Source organism: Amycolatopsis sp. NPDC050768, from assembly GCF_040654155.1.
Lineage (GTDB): Bacteria > Actinomycetota > Actinomycetes > Mycobacteriales > Pseudonocardiaceae > Amycolatopsis.
Genome location: NZ_JBFAHL010000009.1, coordinates 229,847 through 247,768, shown reverse-complemented (window position 1 = coordinate 247,768; position 17,922 = coordinate 229,847). Strand labels below are relative to the sequence as shown.

The 17,922-nt window shown below is 70.0% G+C and carries 18 protein-coding genes; 8 read left to right on the top strand and 10 right to left on the bottom strand.

The annotated features are described in order from the left end of the window. Positions 1-29: 29 nt before the first annotated feature. Entirely contained in the window at positions 30-1,646 is a 1,617-nt protein-coding gene (locus tag AB0H62_RS26920) for an amidohydrolase (protein WP_360588931.1), read from the top strand. Position 1,647: 1 nt separating this feature from the next. On the opposite strand, the gene AB0H62_RS26915 is transcribed toward AB0H62_RS26920, so the two are convergent. Beyond that, complete coding sequence (locus AB0H62_RS26915) at positions 1,648-1,977, bottom strand: hypothetical protein (RefSeq protein WP_360588929.1); 330 nt, start codon at positions 1,975-1,977, stop codon at positions 1,648-1,650. Positions 1,978-2,022: 45 nt separating this feature from the next. On the opposite strand from AB0H62_RS26915, the gene AB0H62_RS26910 reads away from it, so the two are divergent. The 6 genes from AB0H62_RS26910 to AB0H62_RS26885 all read left to right on the top strand — a co-directional run bounded on the left by AB0H62_RS26910 (position 2,023) and on the right by AB0H62_RS26885 (position 6,681). Further along, positions 2,023-2,463, top strand: a complete 441-nt coding sequence (locus AB0H62_RS26910; RefSeq protein ID WP_220244535.1) for a GNAT family N-acetyltransferase — start codon at positions 2,023-2,025, stop codon at positions 2,461-2,463. A gap of 110 nt (positions 2,464-2,573) precedes the next feature. Further along, entirely contained in the window at positions 2,574-3,257 is a 684-nt protein-coding gene (locus AB0H62_RS26905; protein ID WP_360588927.1) for a metal-dependent transcriptional regulator, read from the top strand. 88 nt (positions 3,258-3,345) lie between these two features. After that, entirely contained in the window at positions 3,346-4,167 is an 822-nt protein-coding gene (locus AB0H62_RS26900; RefSeq protein WP_360588925.1) for an LLM class flavin-dependent oxidoreductase, read from the top strand. A 74-nt stretch (positions 4,168-4,241) separates the two neighbouring features. Further along, positions 4,242-4,574, top strand: a complete 333-nt coding sequence (locus AB0H62_RS26895; protein WP_255638482.1) for a transcriptional regulator — start codon at positions 4,242-4,244, stop codon at positions 4,572-4,574. A 218-nt stretch (positions 4,575-4,792) separates the two neighbouring features. Then, positions 4,793-5,872 (top strand): alcohol dehydrogenase catalytic domain-containing protein, encoded by a 1,080-nt coding sequence (locus AB0H62_RS26890; RefSeq protein ID WP_360588922.1) that lies wholly within the window; start codon positions 4,793-4,795, stop codon positions 5,870-5,872. A gap of 188 nt (positions 5,873-6,060) precedes the next feature. After that, a complete protein-coding gene (locus tag AB0H62_RS26885; RefSeq protein ID WP_360588920.1) occupies positions 6,061-6,681 on the top strand; it encodes an alpha-ketoglutarate-dependent dioxygenase AlkB in 621 nt (206 codons plus the stop codon). Here the strand turns inward: AB0H62_RS26885 and AB0H62_RS26880 are convergent. From AB0H62_RS26880 to AB0H62_RS26855, 6 genes are all read right to left on the bottom strand, one after another. Beyond that, positions 6,650-7,237, bottom strand: a complete 588-nt coding sequence (locus tag AB0H62_RS26880; protein ID WP_360588918.1) for a helix-turn-helix domain-containing protein — start codon at positions 7,235-7,237, stop codon at positions 6,650-6,652. The two genes, AB0H62_RS26885 and AB0H62_RS26880, sit on opposite strands and share 32 nt — an antisense overlap. 415 nt (positions 7,238-7,652) lie before the next feature. Continuing rightward, positions 7,653-8,519 carry a biotin-dependent carboxyltransferase family protein gene (locus tag AB0H62_RS26875; protein WP_360588916.1) on the bottom strand — a complete coding sequence of 289 codons (867 nt, stop codon included), beginning with the start codon at positions 8,517-8,519 and terminating at the stop codon, positions 7,653-7,655. Further along, on the bottom strand, positions 8,519-9,118 hold the full coding sequence (pxpB, locus tag AB0H62_RS26870; protein WP_360588914.1) for a 5-oxoprolinase subunit PxpB: 600 nt from the start codon (positions 9,116-9,118) through the stop codon (positions 8,519-8,521). Before pxpB ends, AB0H62_RS26875 begins: the two co-directional genes overlap by 1 nt. Next, positions 9,118-9,867 carry a 5-oxoprolinase subunit PxpA gene (locus AB0H62_RS26865; protein WP_220244527.1) on the bottom strand — a complete coding sequence of 250 codons (750 nt, stop codon included), beginning with the start codon at positions 9,865-9,867 and terminating at the stop codon, positions 9,118-9,120. The genes pxpB and AB0H62_RS26865 overlap by 1 nt, the downstream gene beginning before the upstream one ends. Further along, a complete protein-coding gene (locus AB0H62_RS26860) occupies positions 9,858-10,652 on the bottom strand; it encodes a putative hydro-lyase (protein WP_220244526.1) in 795 nt (264 codons plus the stop codon). Before AB0H62_RS26860 ends, AB0H62_RS26865 begins: the two co-directional genes overlap by 10 nt. Next, positions 10,649-11,923: an MFS transporter gene (locus tag AB0H62_RS26855; RefSeq protein WP_360588911.1), complete on the bottom strand. Its 1,275-nt coding sequence runs from the start codon at positions 11,921-11,923 to the stop codon at positions 10,649-10,651. Before AB0H62_RS26855 ends, AB0H62_RS26860 begins: the two co-directional genes overlap by 4 nt. Positions 11,924-12,046: 123 nt before the next feature. On the opposite strand from AB0H62_RS26855, the gene AB0H62_RS26850 reads away from it, so the two are divergent. Continuing rightward, the gene (locus tag AB0H62_RS26850; RefSeq protein WP_360588909.1) at positions 12,047-12,754 is read left to right on the top strand and encodes a GntR family transcriptional regulator; all 708 of its coding nucleotides are present in this window, start codon (positions 12,047-12,049) and stop codon (positions 12,752-12,754) included. 612 nt (positions 12,755-13,366) lie between these two features. Here the strand turns inward: AB0H62_RS26850 and AB0H62_RS26845 are convergent. The 3 genes from AB0H62_RS26845 to AB0H62_RS26835 are packed head-to-tail and all read right to left on the bottom strand — an operon-like array spanning position 13,367 to position 17,725. After that, positions 13,367-14,731, bottom strand: a complete 1,365-nt coding sequence (locus tag AB0H62_RS26845) for a ricin-type beta-trefoil lectin domain protein (RefSeq protein WP_360588907.1) — start codon at positions 14,729-14,731, stop codon at positions 13,367-13,369. Positions 14,732-14,750: 19 nt separating this feature from the next. Continuing rightward, entirely contained in the window at positions 14,751-16,622 is a 1,872-nt protein-coding gene (locus tag AB0H62_RS26840; RefSeq protein ID WP_360588905.1) for a ricin-type beta-trefoil lectin domain protein, read from the bottom strand. A gap of 2 nt (positions 16,623-16,624) precedes the next feature. After that, the gene (locus tag AB0H62_RS26835) at positions 16,625-17,725 is read right to left on the bottom strand and encodes a ricin-type beta-trefoil lectin domain protein (RefSeq protein WP_360588903.1); all 1,101 of its coding nucleotides are present in this window, start codon (positions 17,723-17,725) and stop codon (positions 16,625-16,627) included. Positions 17,726-17,922: the final 197 nt, after the last annotated feature.

Genomic DNA, 17,922 nt, shown 5'->3' with positions numbered 1-17,922 from the left:
TCGATCGATCGATCGATAGGGTCTCGTTCATGCGGGTCGACGCGGTGTACGAGAACTCCCGGCTGCTCACCGGGGACAGCGCCATCGGGGACAGCGCCACCGGGGACAGTGCGCTCGCCGTGCTGCATGGCCGGGTCGTGGCGCTGGGCGAGGACGCCGAGGCGCTGTCTGCGCGCCGGCGGATCGACCTCGGCGGCGCGTACGTGGTGCCCGGGTTCCACGACGCCCACAACCACATGGCGTGGTTCGGCATGGGCCTGGACGACGTGGCGCTGAGCGACTGCCGCACCGTCGAGGAGGTCTACGACGCCGTGGCGCGCCGGGCCGCCGAGCTGCCCGCCGGCAGCTGGGTCATCGGCAGCGGTTACGACCAGAACAAGCTGGCCGGCGGCGCGCACCCCGACCGCCACGGCCTCGACCGCGCCGCGCCCGGGATGCTCGTGCGGCTCAAGCACACGTCCGGGCACATGACCGTGGTCAACTCCGCCGTGCTGCACCAGCTCGACCTCGCGCACGTGCCGGTGGGCGGCGACGTGGTGCTCGACGCTTCCGGGTCGCCGACCGGGCTGCTGCGTGAGCAGGCCCAGCTCCTGCTGCGACCGCTGACCTACCCGGCGCCGATCGACGCCGTGGTCCGCGGCCTCGACCGCGCGAGCGAGCAGTTCCTGGCCGAGGGCATCACGAGCGTGCAGGAGGCCGGCATCGGCGGCGGGCTGGTCGGGGAGACGCCCGCCGAGCTGGCCGCGTACCAGCTGGCGCGCGAACGCGGGGTCCTGCGCGTGCGGAGCACGGTGATGGTGGCCGCGAGCGTGCTCCACGACCTGCCCGACGGCGCCGGGTTCGGCCTCGACTTGGGCCTGCGCACGGGCTTCGGCGACGAGTGGCTGCGCGTCGGGCCGATGAAGCTCTTCGCCGACGGTTCCCTGGTCGGGCGCACCTGCGCGATGCACGAGCCGTTCGCCGGCGAGCCGGGCAACCGCGGCTACTTCCAGGTGCCGGAGGAGGAGCTGGCCCGCACGATCCGCCTTGCGCACGACGCCGGCTGGCAGATCGCGACGCACGCCATCGGCGACCGCGCCATCACCGTGGTGCTCGACGCATACGAAGCCGCGTTGGCCGCTTCGCCGCGCGAGGACCACCGGCACCGCGTCGAGCACTGCGCGGTGCTTCAGCCGGCGGAGCTGGCGCGCCTGGCTCGGCTGGGGCTCATCGCGTCGCCGCAGGGCCGGTTCGTGAACGAGCTGGGCGACGGCATGCGCGCGGCGCTCGGCGAGTCACGGGTGCCGTGGTGCTACCGCCTGCGCAGCGTCCTCGACGCCGGCTGCGTGCTGCCTGCGAGCTCCGACCGTCCGGTCGTCGACGGCGCGCCGCTGCTGGGCCTGGCCGACATGGTGCGCCGGCGCACGTCGTCGGGCGCGCCGTTCTCGCCCGAGGAAGCGCTCACCCCGCAGGAGGCGCTGCGCGCGTACACCTACGGCTCGGCGTACGCGACCTTCGCCGAACACGACCTCGGCACGCTGGATCCGGGCAAGCTGGCGGACTTCGTGGTCCTTTCGGGTGATCCTCTGTCCACTATGGACGCCGTGGAAGATATCCGCGTGCTCGCCACCGCTGTGGGCGGCGAACTGCGCTACGAGGCATCGTGACCTATCGCTTGCCGACGAACGCACACGCTTCGCGCGCCAGCGCGGGCCAGTCGAGCGACGACTCCTGGTCGAGCGTGAACCACTCCTTCATCGGCGTGCCCTTGTTCGCGTCGAACCGCACGCCGTGGCCCTCGGCCACCAGTGCGTCGACGCGGGGTTTCGGCAGCTTCACCACGAGGTGCCCGCGCACGAGCATGGCGAAGATGCGGTTGTCCACGCGCAGGGCACTGGACCCGAACCCGCTTCCGGGCCGCGGCGGCTCGACGCCCTCGGCGTCTTCGCCGCCCAGCAGCTCGTCGATCAGGTTCTCGAACCGGTCCTCGGGGCTCATGTCCGCACCGTAACCGCCACCACCGACAAGATTGGGGTTCCTCGCATGCCCGTCCGCGACGCCGTCTTCGAAGACGCCGAAGAGATCTGCGCGCTCATCGAAGAGCACGCCGTGTACGAGGACAAGCACGACCTGAAGCTCGACCGCGCCGAGATGAGCGGGTACCTGTTCGGGCCCGAGCCCAAGGCATGGGTCGTTCTCGCGACGCTGCCGGACCGCCCTGACGTGGTCGCAGGCTTCGCGTTCTGCAGCTGGAACTTCTCGACGTGGGAAGCGCGGCCGGGGATCTGGCTCGACGACCTGTTCATCCGCCCCGAACACCGCCGCCACGGGCTGGGCCGCGAGCTGCTCGACGAGCTGCGTTCGCGCACCACCGGCCGCGTCGAGTGGGACATGCAGGCGAGCAACGAGAAGGCCGAGGCGTTCTACACGCAGCTGGGCGCGGAGCCCGTGCCAGGCTGGATCCGGTACCGCTGGCGGCCGTGAGTGCCGCTGTCCGGACCACGCCGGTCCGGACCGAGTCGTTCAGCGTTGAACCACATTCGGGCGCCCCACGGCGTCCGGACGGTGAGGGGTGAGCCCGTATCGTATGCGGTATGGAAGATGGTTCCGTCCGGAGGTCGTCGTCGGTCGAGGACTACGTGCGCGTGATCTACGGGCTCGTCGAGCGCGGTGAGGCCGTGACCAACGCGACGCTGGCGGGACGGCTCGAGGTGAGCCCGTCGTCGGCGTCGGGCATGGTCACGAAGCTTTCGCAGCTCGGGCTGGTGGCCCACGTGCCCTACCGGGGTATCGAGCTGACCGCCGAGGGGCGGCTGCTGGCGCGCTCGGTGTTGCGCCGGCACCGGCTGATCGAGACCTACCTCGTCTCCGAGCTGGGCTACACCTGGGACGAGGTCCACTCGGAGGCCGACGCGCTGGAGCACGCGGTGTCCGACCGGCTGGTCGAGCGCATCGCCGTCAAGCTCGGCAACCCCCTGCGCGACCCGCACGGCGACCCCATCCCGGCCCCCGACGGCAGCGTCGAGGAGGTGCCGATGCGCATCCTGGACGACCTGCCGCCCGGCGCCGTCGGCGAGATCGTGCGCGTGTGGGACACGGATCCGGAGCTGCTGCGCTACCTCACCGAGCACGCCATCGGCCTGGGTGAGCGCATCGAGGTGGTGGAGCGCCAGCCGTTCGGCGGGCCGATGGTCGTGAAGGTGGGCCAGCCGCCGGACGCGGCGACGCACGCGATCGGCAAGGAGATCGCGCAAGCGCTGTCCGTCGCCGTGTGCTGAGGCTGAGCCGCTGCGCTGACGGGCGTACGCGCCGGTGTCGCTCCTCGGCGGATGTGGGCTACCCCCGCCGGCGCCGACGATGGTCGCCATGACCATCAAACCGTTCCGCTTCGGGATCGTCGCCGGGTACGCCCCCGACCTCAAGGCCTGGACCGACCAGGCTCGCCGGATCGAGGAGCTCGGCCTCGACACCCTGCTCGCCACCGACCCCGTCGGCGACGCCGACCCGCTCACGCTCGTGCCCGCGGCCGCTGCCGTCACCAGCCGCCTCACGCTGGGTACCTTCGTGCTCGCCGACCCGTTCCGTGACGCTCGCCAGCTAGGCTGGCAGGTGTCCACGTTGCACCGCGTGACGGGCGGCCGGTTCGAGCTCGGCCTGGGCGTCGGGCGGCCCGGCGCCGGTGCGTTCGCACGCGGCCTCGGCCGGGAGTTCGCGTCGCCGGGTGAGCGCATCGCGCGCCTGGCCGACACCATCGCGTTCCTGAAGGAGACGCCCGAGCGGCCGCGCCTGCTGCTCGCCGGCGGCGGGCCGAAGATGCTCGCGCTCGCCGCGCGCGAGGCCGATGTGGTCACTCTGTCCTGGGCACCCCGGACCACGGAATCCGAAGCCGATTCTATTGTGGACAACTTTCACGAAATGGCGGGCACGCGATTCGGGGCGATCGAACTTTCGGTGAATCTGATAGCCGTCGGAAATGCGCCGGCACCCCACATCGCGAAGTACACCGGAGTGGATGTTCCCGAGCTCGCCGCGCGCGGCGCCGTCACGGTTCTTCCGGAAAACCCTGGTGTGGCAAAGGAAACTCTTCTCCGGTGGCGCGAACGGTGGGGGATTTCCTACGTCACCGTGAATTCCGGCTACGCAGAACCCTTGGCGGAGATCGCTCGTTCTCTCTCCGCAGGCGGGTGAGTGCCCTTCCGATCATGTGGAGTCCGGCCTACGCTCCGAGGTTTCGGGAAGCGACATGGTTCGGAGCGTGTGCGATGACCGGTCAGCGAACGTCGACGATGGACAGGGCGGAAACGGCGGAACGGGATCTCGGGCGGCTGCTCGAGGCCGGCCCGTTCGCGGACGCCCTGCGAGCGGCAATCAGGGCGAGGGGGCTGGGACTGGACAGGATCAGATACCGGTTGCGTGGCAGGGGAACTTCCCTGAGTCTCGCGACATTGAGCCACTGGCAGTCGGGCCGGTGCCGCCCGGAGCGGCCGGAATCGTTGCAGGCCCTAAGGAATTTGGAAGACATCGTCGGGGTGCCGCCAAATTCCCTGCGCAGGTTGCTCGGGCCCCCACGCTCGCGCGCGCAGTTGCACCGCTGAATTCGCAGCTGGAACACAGCGACCCGCCCGCCGTGACTTGACCCACGCGCGAGATCGCTCAAAGGCGATCTCGCGCCCCTCGGCGGAGCCGAGGCCAACGATGCATCGATCTCGCGCCGGGGCTGGGTTTGAGGGGTTGGGGCAGGGCGGAAGCGCGCGGCAGGAGCAATCCGAGCAGGGCGTGAGTGCGCGGGTCGTCGATCTCTACGATCAATCCCATGCGTGCGGTCGTGATCGAGCAATTCGGGGTGCTGCCCCAGGTGGTCGAGGTGCCGGATCCGGTGGCGCCGCCCGGTGGGGTGGTGATCGCGGTGGACGCCACGGGTGTGTGCCGCAGCGACTGGCACACGTGGCAGGGCCACGACGAAGCTGTGAAGCTGCCGCACGTCGCCGGCCACGAGCTGGCGGGGCGGATCGCGGCGATCGGTGCGGGCGTGCGCGGCTGGGAGGTCGGCGCGCGGGTGACGGTGCCGTTCGTGTGCGCGTGCGGTAGCTGTGCGCAGTGTGCGCGCGGTGACCAGCAGATCTGCGACGACGAGTTCCAGCCGGGCGCCACCCATTGGGGGTCGTTCGCGGAGTTCGTGGCGATCGAGCACGCGCAGGCCAACCTCGTCGCGCTGCCGGACGCGATGTCGGCGGCGGAGGCCGCGGCGCTCGGCTGCCGCTTCGGCACGGCGTTCCGCGCGGTGCTGCGGCAGGGCGGTGTGCGTGCGGGCCAGTGGGTTTCCGTGTACGGCTGCGGCGGCGTCGGGATCTCCGCCGTGCTGCTGGCCGCCGCTGCGGGCGCGAAGGTCGTGGCCGTGGACGTCTCGCCGGCCGCGCGGGCGCTCGCGGAGCGGTCGGGTGCGGTGCTGAGCGTCGACGCGGGCGTGTTCGAGGGGCCGGAGGCGCTGGCCGAGCACGTCCGGTCGCTGACCGGCGGTGGCACCCACGTGTCACTCGACTGCCTGGGCTCGCCGGCCACCTGCGCCGCGTCGGTCGGCAGCCTGCGCAAACGCGGCCGCCACGTGCAGGCGGGCCTGATGCCGCCCGCGCAGGGCGTCGCGCCGATCCCGATGCACCGCGTGATCGGCGGCGAGTTGGAGATCGTGGGCATCCATGGCCTGCAGGCGCACGAGTACCCGGAGTTGCTGAGCGTGGTCGAGCGGTCGGGCATCGACCTCGCGGGCCTGATCGGCACCCGGATCGGCCTCGACGACGTGCCGGCCGCACTGGTCGCGATGAACGACCCCGTGCCCGCGCGAGCCGGCGTGACCGTTGTCGAGTTCGGGCGGGCGAGTTCGGGCGACGCACGGTGATGACCCTCGACCGTCGCGTCACGTGTCCATCTTGTAGCTGATCGACACCTGGCCTGTTACACATGAATGTGGGAGTGTCGAGGCGGCGGTTACGGCGAGGGGTACCGCCGCAGGAGCACCCGGCTGGACCCTTCGGGTAGCTCCTGCGGTCTGCCGAGCCCTGCCTGTGCGATGCGACAATGCTCGCGATGGAACTGCTGCCACGTCCCCGGGTCGAACTCGCGCCTGGCGCGGTCCACGTCCCCGACTGGCTCGACCTCGACGAACAGCGCTCGCTCATCGAGTCCTGCCGTGGCTGGCGCGGCTACCGCCAGACTCGCCTGCCCAGTGGCGGCGTGATGTCCGTCCGCATGGTCTGCCTCGGCTGGCACTGGCTCCCGTACCGCTACTCCCGCACCCGTGAGGACGGCTCGCCGGTGGAACCGTTCCCGCCCTGGCTCGGCGACCTCGGCCGGCGCGCGGTGGCCTCGGCGTACGGCGACCACGCCGGCTATGACCCCGACGTCGCACTCGTGAACTACTACGACGCCGCGGCCAAAATGGGCCAGCACCAGGACAAGGACGAGCGCTCCCTGGAACCGGTCGTGTCCCTGAGCCTCGGCGACACCTGCGTCTTCCGCTTCGGCAACAGCGAGAACCGCAACCGGCCCTACACGGACATCGAGCTGCGCTCCGGCGACCTGTTCGTCTTCGGCGGCCCTTCGCGGCTGGCGTACCACGGCGTGCCGCGCACCCTGCCCGGCACGGCCGACCCGGCGCTGGGCCTGACGGGGCGGCTCAATCTGACTTTGCGGGTGTCGGGTTTGTGAGGTTGTCCTCCGGTAGCACGACGAGCCGGATGGCCATGTCCCGCGCGCCTGGCTCCGCTTCGGTCGTGTACTTCCACAGCAGCGCCCGGAAGTCGGTCGCAAACGCTTCCACCTGGTCTTTGGTGAGCGTGAGTCCGGCCCGGTAGATCTGGTTCCAGCCTTCCGAACTGTCGTAGCCGGCGTATGCGCGGACGACGAGGTCGAGGTCGTGGCTCATCTTCAGCGCGCCGATCTGCGTGGCGGCCGTGCGCTCGTCGTCGGTCAGTTCGAGGCCGGGCGGGGTGTAGATGTTGGTCATCATCGAGCGCCACCACCGTTCGCGGCCCGCCGAGCGCTCCTCGATCTCGGCGATCAGCTTCTGCTCGGCGAGCTTGCGCAGGTGGTAGCTCGTGGTGCCCGTGCTCTCGCCGAGCGCCTTGGCGACGCTCGTCGAATTCGCTTCGCCGTGTTTGCCCAGGTAGCCGAGGATGTCGCGGCGCACCGGGTTGGCCAGTGCCTTCTGGAGGGCCTTGAGGTCGGGGCCGGTGAGGACCCGCTGTTCCGGTGGTTCCGCCATGCCACTCAGCGTAGTGCAGAGAACCATTGCAGAAAAAGTTTGCAGAAAGTCTCTGTAATTGGCTAGCCTGGCCGGGACGAAGGGGGAAGTCATGAAGCGGGGTTGGGTGCCGGCGCTCGCCGGAGCGGGATTGCTGCCGTGGCTGGGAATCTTGGCCGCGACTCTGCCCGACACGTATGCGGCGCAGCACTGGCGGCTCGCGTGGGTGGGGCTCGACGTGCTGGAGTCGGTCGGCCTGCTGCTCACGGGCTGGTGGCTGCTGCGCGGCGATCGCCGCGCGCCTGTCCCTGCGGCCGCCACGGGGGCGCTCCTGCTGGTCGATGCATGGTTCGACGTGACCACGGCCGGGCCGGACGTCGCGGCGTCGGTGGCAATGGCGGTGCTCGAGGTGTCACTGGCGGTGTTCTGCCTGGTGTCAGCCTTCGCGGCTCAGCGCGAAGCGCACGCGCTGACCGGGCCGCAGCTGCGCGGCGACGTCGAGGTCGGGTTCGCGGACGACGGCGGGCACGGGATAACCGCCGGTCACGGGGTGGTCGGCGAGGAACAGGATCGGCACGCCAGAGGGTGGCACCTGCAGTGCGCCCGGCACGGCGGCCTCCGGCGGCAGCTCGCCGGAGCGAGCGCGGTCGAGCGGCGGCCCGTCGAGGCGGACGCCGACGCGGTCGAGGTCGGCGGTCACCGTGTAGCGGGAGGTGACCAAAGTGGACAGTGCGGTCCGCGTGAACCAGTCGAGGCGCGGCCCGGGGGTGACGCGCAGGACCGGTTCCTCCGAAAGCCGGGCCAGTGGAGCCAGGTCGACGACCGGCTGCCCGGCGACGACGTCCCCCACCGGAAGGGTCATGCCCGGAGCCAGGGGCGGCGGCCCGAGACCGCCCATGGTGTCGGTGGCCCGCGCGCCGAGCACCGGCCGCACGTCGAAACCGCCGCGGACGGCGACGTAGCAGCGCAGGCCGCGGGTGGCCGTGCCCACCACCAGCTCCTCGCCGGCTCGCAGCACGATAGGTCCGTTCGGTGCGGCCGCCCGCCGCCCGGCCCGCACCGCGACCTCCGCCCCGGTGACGGCGACCAACGCGGCTTCGGAGACCCTCAGCCGCAACCCGCCGAGCGTCACTTCCAGGGCCGCGTGCGTCTCGGGATTGCCGACCAGCCGGTTCGCCAGCCGCAACGACGAACGGTCCGCCGCCCCCGACCGCCCGACCCCGACGGCGGCGAGACCGGGCCGGCCCAGGTCCTGAACGGTCGCGAAGGGACCGGTCGCGAGCAGTTCCACCTTCCCGGTCATCACACCGCCTCGAACCGCACGCGCGTGCCCGGTGTGAGCCGGTTGGGCGGGTCGCGCTCTACGTCCCAGACCGGCAGCGAAGTCGTTCCCACCAGTTGCCAGCCACCGGGGGACGGGCGGGGGTAGACCGCCGAGTACTCGCCCGCGATGGCGACCGAACCGGCGGGCACGCGGGTGCGTGGCACGGAACGGCGCGGCAGGTGCAGTGCGGGATCCAGGCCCGTCAAGTAAGCGAAGCCCGGCGCGAAGCCGCAGAACGACACCACGTACGAAGCCGAGCTGTGCAAGGACACGACCTCCCGCACCGACAACCCCGAAGCCTCCGCGACATCGGCGAGATCCGCCCCGTCGTATCGCACCGGCACGGTGACAGCACCCGAAGAGCCGGTGACAACATCCACAGTGGACACCGAAGACAACAACCGCGTCAACGAAGCCACCTCCACCACCGCAGGATCGAACCGCACCAACAGCGTCTGCGCGGCCGGCACCAGCTCCACCACCCCGGCCGGCAGATCCGACTCCAACGCCGCCTGCAACCCGAGCACGTCCTGAGCCTCCACGAGAACCGCGGAACCGCCGTACGGCAACACGGCCATCACACGAACGACTCCACCGTGACCCCCGCCTCCGTCAACGAAGCGCGAATCCGCCGCGCGATGTCCACGGCCCCCGGCGTATCACCGTGCACACAAAGGGAAACCGCCCGTAGGTCGAGCTTCCCGCCGGCCACATCGATCACCGAACCCGTCGTCGCCATGGCCGTGGCCCGTGCGGCGACCTGGTCGGCGTCGTGCAGCACCGCACCCGGCAGCTTGCGCGACACGAGCTGCCCCTCCGGCGTGTAAGCCCGGTCCGCGAACGCCTCCGCGTACCCGGTCACCCCGGCCGCCGAAGCCGCGCGCAGCATCTCCGAGTCCGGGGGACACAACAGCGCCAACCCGGTGCCGAACTGCCGCACGCCCTCCACGAGCGCCGCCGCCTGCGCCGGATCCACCGCCGCCGTGTTGTACAGCGCACCGTGCGCCTTCACGTACTTCACCGAAGACCCCGCCGCCCGCGCGAACGCGTCCAACGCGCCGATTTGGTACAGCACGTCGTCCGTGAGATCCGCAGGCGAGATGTCCAGCGCCCGCCGCCCGAAGCCGGCGAGGTCGCGGTACCCCACGTGCGCCCCGATCGTCACGCCGCGCTCGGCCGCGCGGGCGCACACCCGCCGCATCACGCCGGGGTCGCCCGCGTGGAAGCCGCACGCGATGTTCGCGCTGGTCACGATGTCGAGCATCGCCTCGTCGTCGCCCATCCGCCACGCACCGAAGCCTTCGCCGAGGTCGCTGTTCAGATCCATGTCTCTCCCGTCTCGCGCTGGTCTGTCAAGAACATGTACCCCGGCGCGTGCGTGATGGCGAACGGCGGCCGCGAAGCCATCACCGCCGCCTGGGGGGTGACGCCGCAGGCCCAGAACACCGGCACGTCACCGGGTTCCAGGTCCACGGCGTCGCCGAAGTCGGGACGCGCCAGGTCCGCGATGCCCAGCGCGGCCGGATCGCCGACGTGCACCGGGGCGCCGGGCAGCGAGGGCGACGCGGAGGTGATCCGCACGGCCTCGTCGAGCAGTTCGGCCGGGACCGGCCGCATCGTCACCACCAACGGTCCGTGCAGCCGCCCGGCCGGCGTGCACGGCCGGTCGGTCACGTACATCGCGACGCCGCGCCCCTGTGTCAGGTTCCGCAGGGGCACGCCGCCCGCGACCAGCGGCGCCTCGAACGAGTAGGTGCAGCCGATGGAGAACGCCACCATGTCGCTGCGCCACAGGCCCGTCGCGTCGCCGACCTCGCCGGTCAGCACCCCGTTGTGCCACACGCGGTAGCGCGGCAGATCAGTGCGCAGGTCGGCGCCTGGCGCGAGCCGCGAGCCTGGGTCGCCGGGCCGGCTGACGTCGAGCACCGGGCACGCGCGCGGGTTGCGCGCGCAGAACAGCAGTACGTCTTCGGCCCAGTCCTGCGGCACGGCGATCAGGTTGGCCTGCGCGTAGCCCCGCGCCCAGCCCTCGGTCGGTCGCTCGGTGCCCGCGCGGAAGAGCGCGCGGGCCTCGGCGGGCGTCAGCGTGGCGGGGTCGCGGAACGTGGTCATGACCCGATCCCGGTCAGTTCCCGTCCGCGGGTTTCGGGCAGGCCCAGCAACGCGAGCGCGGCGATCGCGTACCCGACGGCGCCGAGCGCGATCGCGCCGCCCGCGCCCATGAACCCGACCACCGCGGGGAACGCGGCGCCCACCGCGCGCCCGAAGTTGTACGTGAAGCCCTGGCCCGTCGCCCGGACCTCGGTCGGGTACAGCTCCGCGAGGTACGCGCCGAAGCCGCTGAAGATCGCCGACGTCGAGAAGCCCAGCGGGAAGCTGATCAGCAGCATGAGGCCGTTGGCGCCGTAGGGCAGTTGCACGAACAGCACGATCAGCGCCGCCGACAGCACGGAGAACAGCAGGAAGGTTCGCTTGCGCCCCAACAGGTCCGCGAGGTACCCGCCGCAGACGTAGCCGATGAACGCGCCGGGGATCAGCAGCGCGAAGTACCCGCCGGTGCCGACCACGGAAAGGCCGCGGGAGGTCTTGAGGTACTGGGGCATCCACGTGAACAGCGTGTAGTACCCGCCCTGGACACCGGTCGCGAGCAGCGCCGCGAAGAGCGTGGTGCGCAGCAGGCCGGGGCGGAAGATGCCCGCGAGCGAACTGCGCGCCTTGATCTTCAGAGTCGTCAGGCGGCGTTCGGTCACGTGCTCGGCGTCGGCCACGCGGCGGCGCACCCACAGCACCAGCAGCGCCGGCAGCACACCGACCCAGAACAGCACGCGCCACGCGACGGCGTCGTCGAGCACGCTGAACAGCACGGTGTAGACGATCACCAGTAGGCCCCAGCCCACGGCCCACGCGCTCTGCACGAACGCGACGGTCCGGCCGCGGTAGCGCGCCGAGCAGTACTCGGCGACCAGCGCGGCGCCGACGGCCCACTCGCCACCGAAGCCGAGGCCCTGCAGGCCGCGGAACACCAGCAGCGTCTCGAAGTTCGGTGCGAAACCGCAGAGCACCGTGAAGACCGTGTACAGCGCGATGGTCAGCTGCAGCGTGCGGACACGGCCGATGCGGTCGGCCAGCACGCCGGCGCCGATGCCGCCGATCGCGGAGACGACCAGCGTGGTCGTGCTGAGCAGGCCGGCCTCGCCCGAGGAGATGCCGAAGTACGCCGTGATGGCGGCCAGACCGAACGGCAGGGTCTGGTAGTCGAAGGAGTCGAGCCCGTAACCGCCGAAGGCGGCGAAGAAGGCGCGCTTGCCCTTGGGTCCGAGGGAGCGGAACCAGTCGAACGGCCGGGCCGCACTCGTGGTGCCTGCTGTCACGTTCGTGTTCATGGGTACCTCGCAGGGAGAGTCTCATAGTGGCACGAGTCACATGGCAGTCACCGTACGGATCGTTGAACAATTCCACAAGTCTCCCATTTTATTGTTCTCAACCCTGCGGCTACGCTGGGCGACGTGGTCACCGACGAGAGCCCGCTGGGCCTGGAAGCCGACCGCGGCCTGCTGAGCCGCACGAGCACAGCGGAGCGGGTCGCCGGAGTGCTGCGCACGCGCATCGCCGAGGGCTTCTTCCTGCCCGGCAGCCGGCTGTCGGAGCAGGACATCGGCAACGCGCTGGGCGTCTCGCGCAACACGCTGCGCGAGTCGTTCCGCCTGCTCACGCACGAGCGGCTGCTCACCCACGAGCTCAACCGCGGCGTCTTCGTCCGCGTGCCGACGGTCGACGACGTGCGCGACATCTACCGCGTCCGCAAGCTCGTCGAGTGCGCCGCGGTCCGCGGGATCACCGAGCGGCCGGCGTCCTACGACAAGATCACGGCCACGGTCGCCGAGGGTGACGAAGCGGCCGAAACCGGCCGTTGGCAGGACCTCGGCACGGCGAACATCCGGTTCCACAGCGAGATCGTCGCGTTGACCGGGAGCGAGCGCGTGGTCGAGCTCATGCAGGGCCTCACGGCCGAGCTGCGGCTGGTGTTCCACGTGATGGCCGACCCGCGGCGGTTCCACGAGCGCTACCTGCCGCGCAACCGCGAACTGCTCGGGCCGCTCGGGGAAGGGGACGGCCGGCGCGCGGAAAAACTGCTCGCGGCTTACCTCTCCGACGCCGAAGCGCAGCTCGTCGAGGCGTACTCGGAGCGTTCGGCGGACGGCGCGAGTCTGTAGCTCACAGTGGTGGTCCAAACCGGACTGCGCGCGGTTTAGCGCCGGGGCGAGATCCGTGTCAGGGGCCCGAAAATCGCCGTGACCCAACGGAAAAGTGTGTGCTGCGCCATGGAAAACGTTTGCCACGGGTTGCGCGTCCGCGACGCAGGAACGGCACTACTTCCGTCGGAAAAGGGATGAAGCACTTGCTTACATAGCGTGCTTTCGTGCGGATGGGCACCCGATTGTGGCCGTTCGGGTCGTCCGTAGTCTGGGTGGTGTCAAGATCGCGGACACCTGATTAACGTCTTCAGCAGGTCGCGTGAAGCGATGGCACCCCAGGCCCCGGAACCCCCAGACGGGGTGTGGGCGCCTTCGCGAAGACCGAATCGGGATGGTCGCCCCCAGTGCCCGATCCGGCGTGCGTGGCCAGGAGATGGTGGAGATGGTGGAGCAACGGCGAACCGTGGTCCCCGGGGGGAGATCACGGTCCGCCGTTGCGTACTGTGCCGATAGTTACCAACCCGACCACAGTCACGGCCGAATGGCTTCGTAGCAACGGTTACGTGGCGCGCGGGGGGTCGGCCTACTTTTGTCCGGATTAGTAATTGCGGGTCAGTCCACTTCGGATCCTCAGCCCGCGTACCGGGCGAACACCTTGGTGTAGTCCCACGGCTGCTGCGAGACCTTCGAGCAGCTGTCGTCCGGACCCCCCGTGCACGGCCGGTCACGGTTGGCCGACCAGAACGTCAGCCGCGACAGGTGGTGCTGGTTCGCGTAACCCAGGATGGTGGTGAAGTCCGCCACAGTCACCGTTTCGTTCTGGTCGGTGATGCCGTTCATGGACGAGATGCCCATGTGCCGGTAGGCGTTGTCGTCGGTGTAGCCGAAGGCGTTCTTGACGACGTTCTTCAGCCCCTCGGCCGCACGCGTGGTGAGGGTGCCCATGTTCTGCCCGGCGCCGCCGAAGTCGAACGGCATGATGACCCAGCCGTCGGCCGCGAAGCCGGACTGCGCCGCGCGGTTGACCAGGCTCGAGTCCGGGCCGCTGGTGCCCGTGCCGAACGTGACGTAGATCTTGATGCCCGGATTGTTGGCGCGCACGGTCTTCAGCGCGTCGACGGTGCGCTGCTGCACCGTCGGGTTGCTGTAGGCGTCGGCCTCGATGTCGATGTCGATCGCCTTGAGGCCGTAGGCGTTGATCACCTTCTGGTACGCCGACGCGAGCTCACCCGCGCTGCCGCACGAGGACTCCAGCTTGTTGCCGCTGTAACCGCCGAACGACGGGATCACGTCGCCGCCCGCGCCGCGCACGGTGTTGATCGTGCCCTGGTCCACGCCGCCGGTGAGGGCACGCGCGCCGTCCCACTGCGGGTTGCAGTAGCCGTTGGACAGCACGAACGCCAGCGTGAACCACTTCACGCCCGTCGCGTTCATGATCGTGGTCGGATTCGGCGGCGCGCCCCAGCCGTTGTAGATGTACGGGGCCACAGCCATCGCGCCGGCCGAAGGCGGCGGGGTCGTGTCGCCGCCACCGGAAGGCGCGGTCCACTTCTGGTTGGCGGTGCCGGTGCACGTCCAGATCTGCAGCCGGGTGCCATCGGCGGAGCTGTTGCCGGTGGCGTCGAGACACTTGTCGGCCGCCGTGTTCACGATGTCGTGGGCGGCGCTGACCGTCCACTGCTGCGCGCCGGTGCCGTTGCAGTCGTACAGCTGCACCTTGGCGCCGTCGGTGGTGGCCGCCGAGGCCACGTCGAGGCATTTGCCGAGCGCCCGGATCGTGCCGTCGGAGCCGACGTTCCACTGCTGTGCCGTGGTTCCGTTGCAGCCGTAGAGCTGCACGGCGGAACCGTTGGCGCTGTTCGCGCCGGCGACGTCGACGCACTTGCCGTCGAGGCCGGTGATCTGCCCGGTCGCTGCCTGCGCGTCGGCCGGGATCAGGGTGACGGCGGAGGCGGCGAGCAGGCCGCCGATCGCCGCGAGGACTCTTCTTCTCATCGGGGACTCCTGGGGAGGGTTACGGTGCGGTCCACTTCTGGTTGGCCGCGCCGGTGCACGTCCAGATCTGCGTGCGCGTGCCGTTGGCCGAGGTGTTTCCGGTGGTGTCGAGGCACTTGTTGGCGGCGGTGTTCACGATGTCGCGGGACGAGTTGGCCGTCCATTGCTGTGCGCCGGTGCCGTTGCAGTCGTACAGCTGGACTTTCGAACCGTCCGTTGTGGACGCCGCGCTGACGTCGAGGCACTTGCCCAGCGCCCGGATCGTGCCGTCGGAGCCGATGGTCCACTGCTGTGCGCCCGTGCCGTTGCAGTCGTAGAGGTCGACGGCGGTGCCGTTGGCGCTGTTGGCGCCCGCGACGTCGAGGCACTTGCCGCCCAGCCCCGTGATCTGGCCGGTGCGGCCGGTCGGCGGCGTGGTGGTGCCCCCGCCCGCCTGCGTGCCGTTCCACGTGAACGTCGCCGAGGTGTGTCCCGGCAGCGTGTAGGTGAACGACTGCCCGCCCCAGTTCACGCGCACGCTCTGGTTGCCCGTGCCCGAGTTGTACGCGATGAGTGCCTTGGACCCGTCCGGGTTCTTCCACGCGACGTTGCGCACGGTGGCGTTGTCGTTCGAGTCGATCCGCACGGCGCCCGGCTTCACGAACTTGGTGAGGTGGCCCATCGTGTAGTACTCGACGGTGTAGTCGACCTGGCCGTTGCGCGAGTCTCCGTTGTGGACGGTGATGAGCCCGGTGCACGTGCCGCAGCCGCCGTTGTGCGGACCCATGTTCTGGTCCACGGCAAGGCTCCACTTGGTGACCGACCGGCTCCAGTTGCGGGTGTAGTCGATGATGTTGTTCATGTCCTCGGCCTGCTGGTTGGCGATCCAGGTGCCGCCGGAGTGCTCGGTCGAGTACGCGTTCACGTTCGGGTACTGATTGTGCACGGTCGTCTGCTGCGCGACGTTGCCGCCGTATCCGTGCCATGCCATGCCGCCGAAGTTAGGATCGTCGCGGATCGCGGCGTCGTCCATGGTCGGTGCCGCGTACGCCTGGTACTGGTCCCAGTTCCAGTCGAGCGCGAGGACCTTCGTGGGCAGCCCCGCGGTGTGCAGTGCCGGGAGCAGGTTGTTCTTCGTGAAGAAGGCCAGGCCGGAGCCGTTCCAGTTCGTGGACGGGTAGCCGTTGCAGCACGTCGGTTCATTCGACACGGAGAGGTAGTCGATCGGCACGCCGGCGCTGCGGTAGGCCTGGAGGTACTTGACGAAGTACTGGGCGTAGGCGTTGTAGTACTGGGACTCGACCCAGCCGAGGTTGTAGCTGTCGTTGTCCTTCATCCAGGGCGGCGCGCTCCACGGCGACACCATGATTTTCATCTGCGGGTTGAGCTGCTTGGCCTGCTGCGTCAGCGGCAGCACATCGGCCTGGTCGTGGGCGATCGAGAAGTGGGTGAGGTTCGGGTCGGTCTGTCCGGCGGGCATGTCGTCGAACGTGTAGCTGAACCGGGCGAGGTCCGACGCGCCGATCGGGTTGCGCAGGAAGCTCAGGCCGATCCCGGTGTTCGGGTCGAAGAGTTTCTGCATCACCGAGCTGCGGGTGCTCGCCGGCAGCGCGCCGGAGGAGTTCATCAGCCACGCCGCGGTGTCGGTGAACGACGCGCCGCCGCCTTCGAACTGCTGGTATGTGGTGTTCTCGTTGACGTTGATCGTCTGCTGACCGCTGCCCGTGCCGGCCGAGAACGAGACCGGCGCCTGCTGCTGCAGGCCACGGGTCACGTTCACGCCCCGGGAGTCGTCGGTCGTGGTGAGCCAGACGTTCACGGTTTCGTTGGCCGCTTGCGCGATCGGGACGGCCATTGTGGACAGTGCCAGGGCCGCCGCGCCGAGCAGTGGGAGCAGGTGGCGTTTGCGCATGCCTACGACACCGTCCACTTCTGGTTGGCGGTGGCGGCGCAGGTCCAGATCTGCAGGCGGGTGCCGTTGGCGGAGCTGTTGTCCGTGGCGTCGAGGCACTTGCCGGAGGCGGCGTTCACGAGGTTGCCGGTCGAGTTCCGGCTCCAGCGCTGGACCGCGCCGCCGGTGCAGTCCCAGATCTGGGCCTTGGTGCCGTTTGCGGTGCCGGCGGCGTCGAGGCACTTGCCGAGCGCGCGGATCGTGCCGTCGGAGCCGACGGTCCACTGCTGTGCGGTGGTGCCGTTGCAGTCATACAGCTGCACGGCGGTCCCATTGGCGCTGTTGGCCGCCGCGATGTCCACGCACTTGCCGCCGAGGCCGGTGATCTGGCCGGCGCCGCCCGTCGGCGGGTCGGTCTGGCCGCCGCCGACCCAGGTGCTTGCCGACGACTCGCCGACGCTCACCGCGGTGTTGTGGTTCTCGATCGGGTTCACGTGCGTGTTCGGGAACACGACGTAGGTGACCGGGCCCTCGGTGCCGCCGGTGCTCGGGTCGGGGTCGATGCCGAGGCTCACGGCCGTGGCGTAGGAGGCCTCGCCGATGATGCTTGTCGGGCCGGTGTCACCGACGACCGCGTAGGTGACTTTGTTGTTGTAGATGACGGCGACCACCGAGCCACCGTCGATCCCGTACTGGCGGTAGTCCCAAGTGGACGTTGGCTGCGGCAGCACGATGTAGGGCAGCTGCGCCGCGTTCAACGGCTGGTCGGTGGACGTGTGGAAGGCCGTGTCCGGGTAGAAGCAGCAGTCGGTGTTCTCGTTGCACTGCGTCGTGCGCTGGCCGTCGCAGTCGATGTCCATGTCGGCCTTGAAGAACACCGCACCACTGGACTGACAGACGGGCACGGTGGCCGCGCCGCCTTCGTCGTAGCTGTACTTGCCGTTGGAGATCTGCTGGCACGAGTTGGTCTTCGCGAGCAGCTGGGCCGCGGTGGGCGCGGCGGCGGGTGCCGCGGGAGCCGCCGGTGCGGCCGGTGTCGCTGGTGCCGCTGAGGCTGAGGTTGCGGACAGGAAGGAAAGCGTCAGCAGGAAACAGCCTGCCAACGCGACGAGGAATCGCCGCACGGTGGGGTTCTCCTTGGGGGGAAGGGAGATTTCGGTTGTCCACAGGCGAGGCGAGTTGTGGATAACCTGACCCTGTGTGACCGCTTGGCCACTTCTTGTCAGACCTCGCCGGTAGAATGGGATGGGGACGCCCCCCTTGGGAGGGCGGGGGCTGTCTGTCGGGCGGTTTTGGGGAGGGGAGAAAAGCCCGGTGGGGA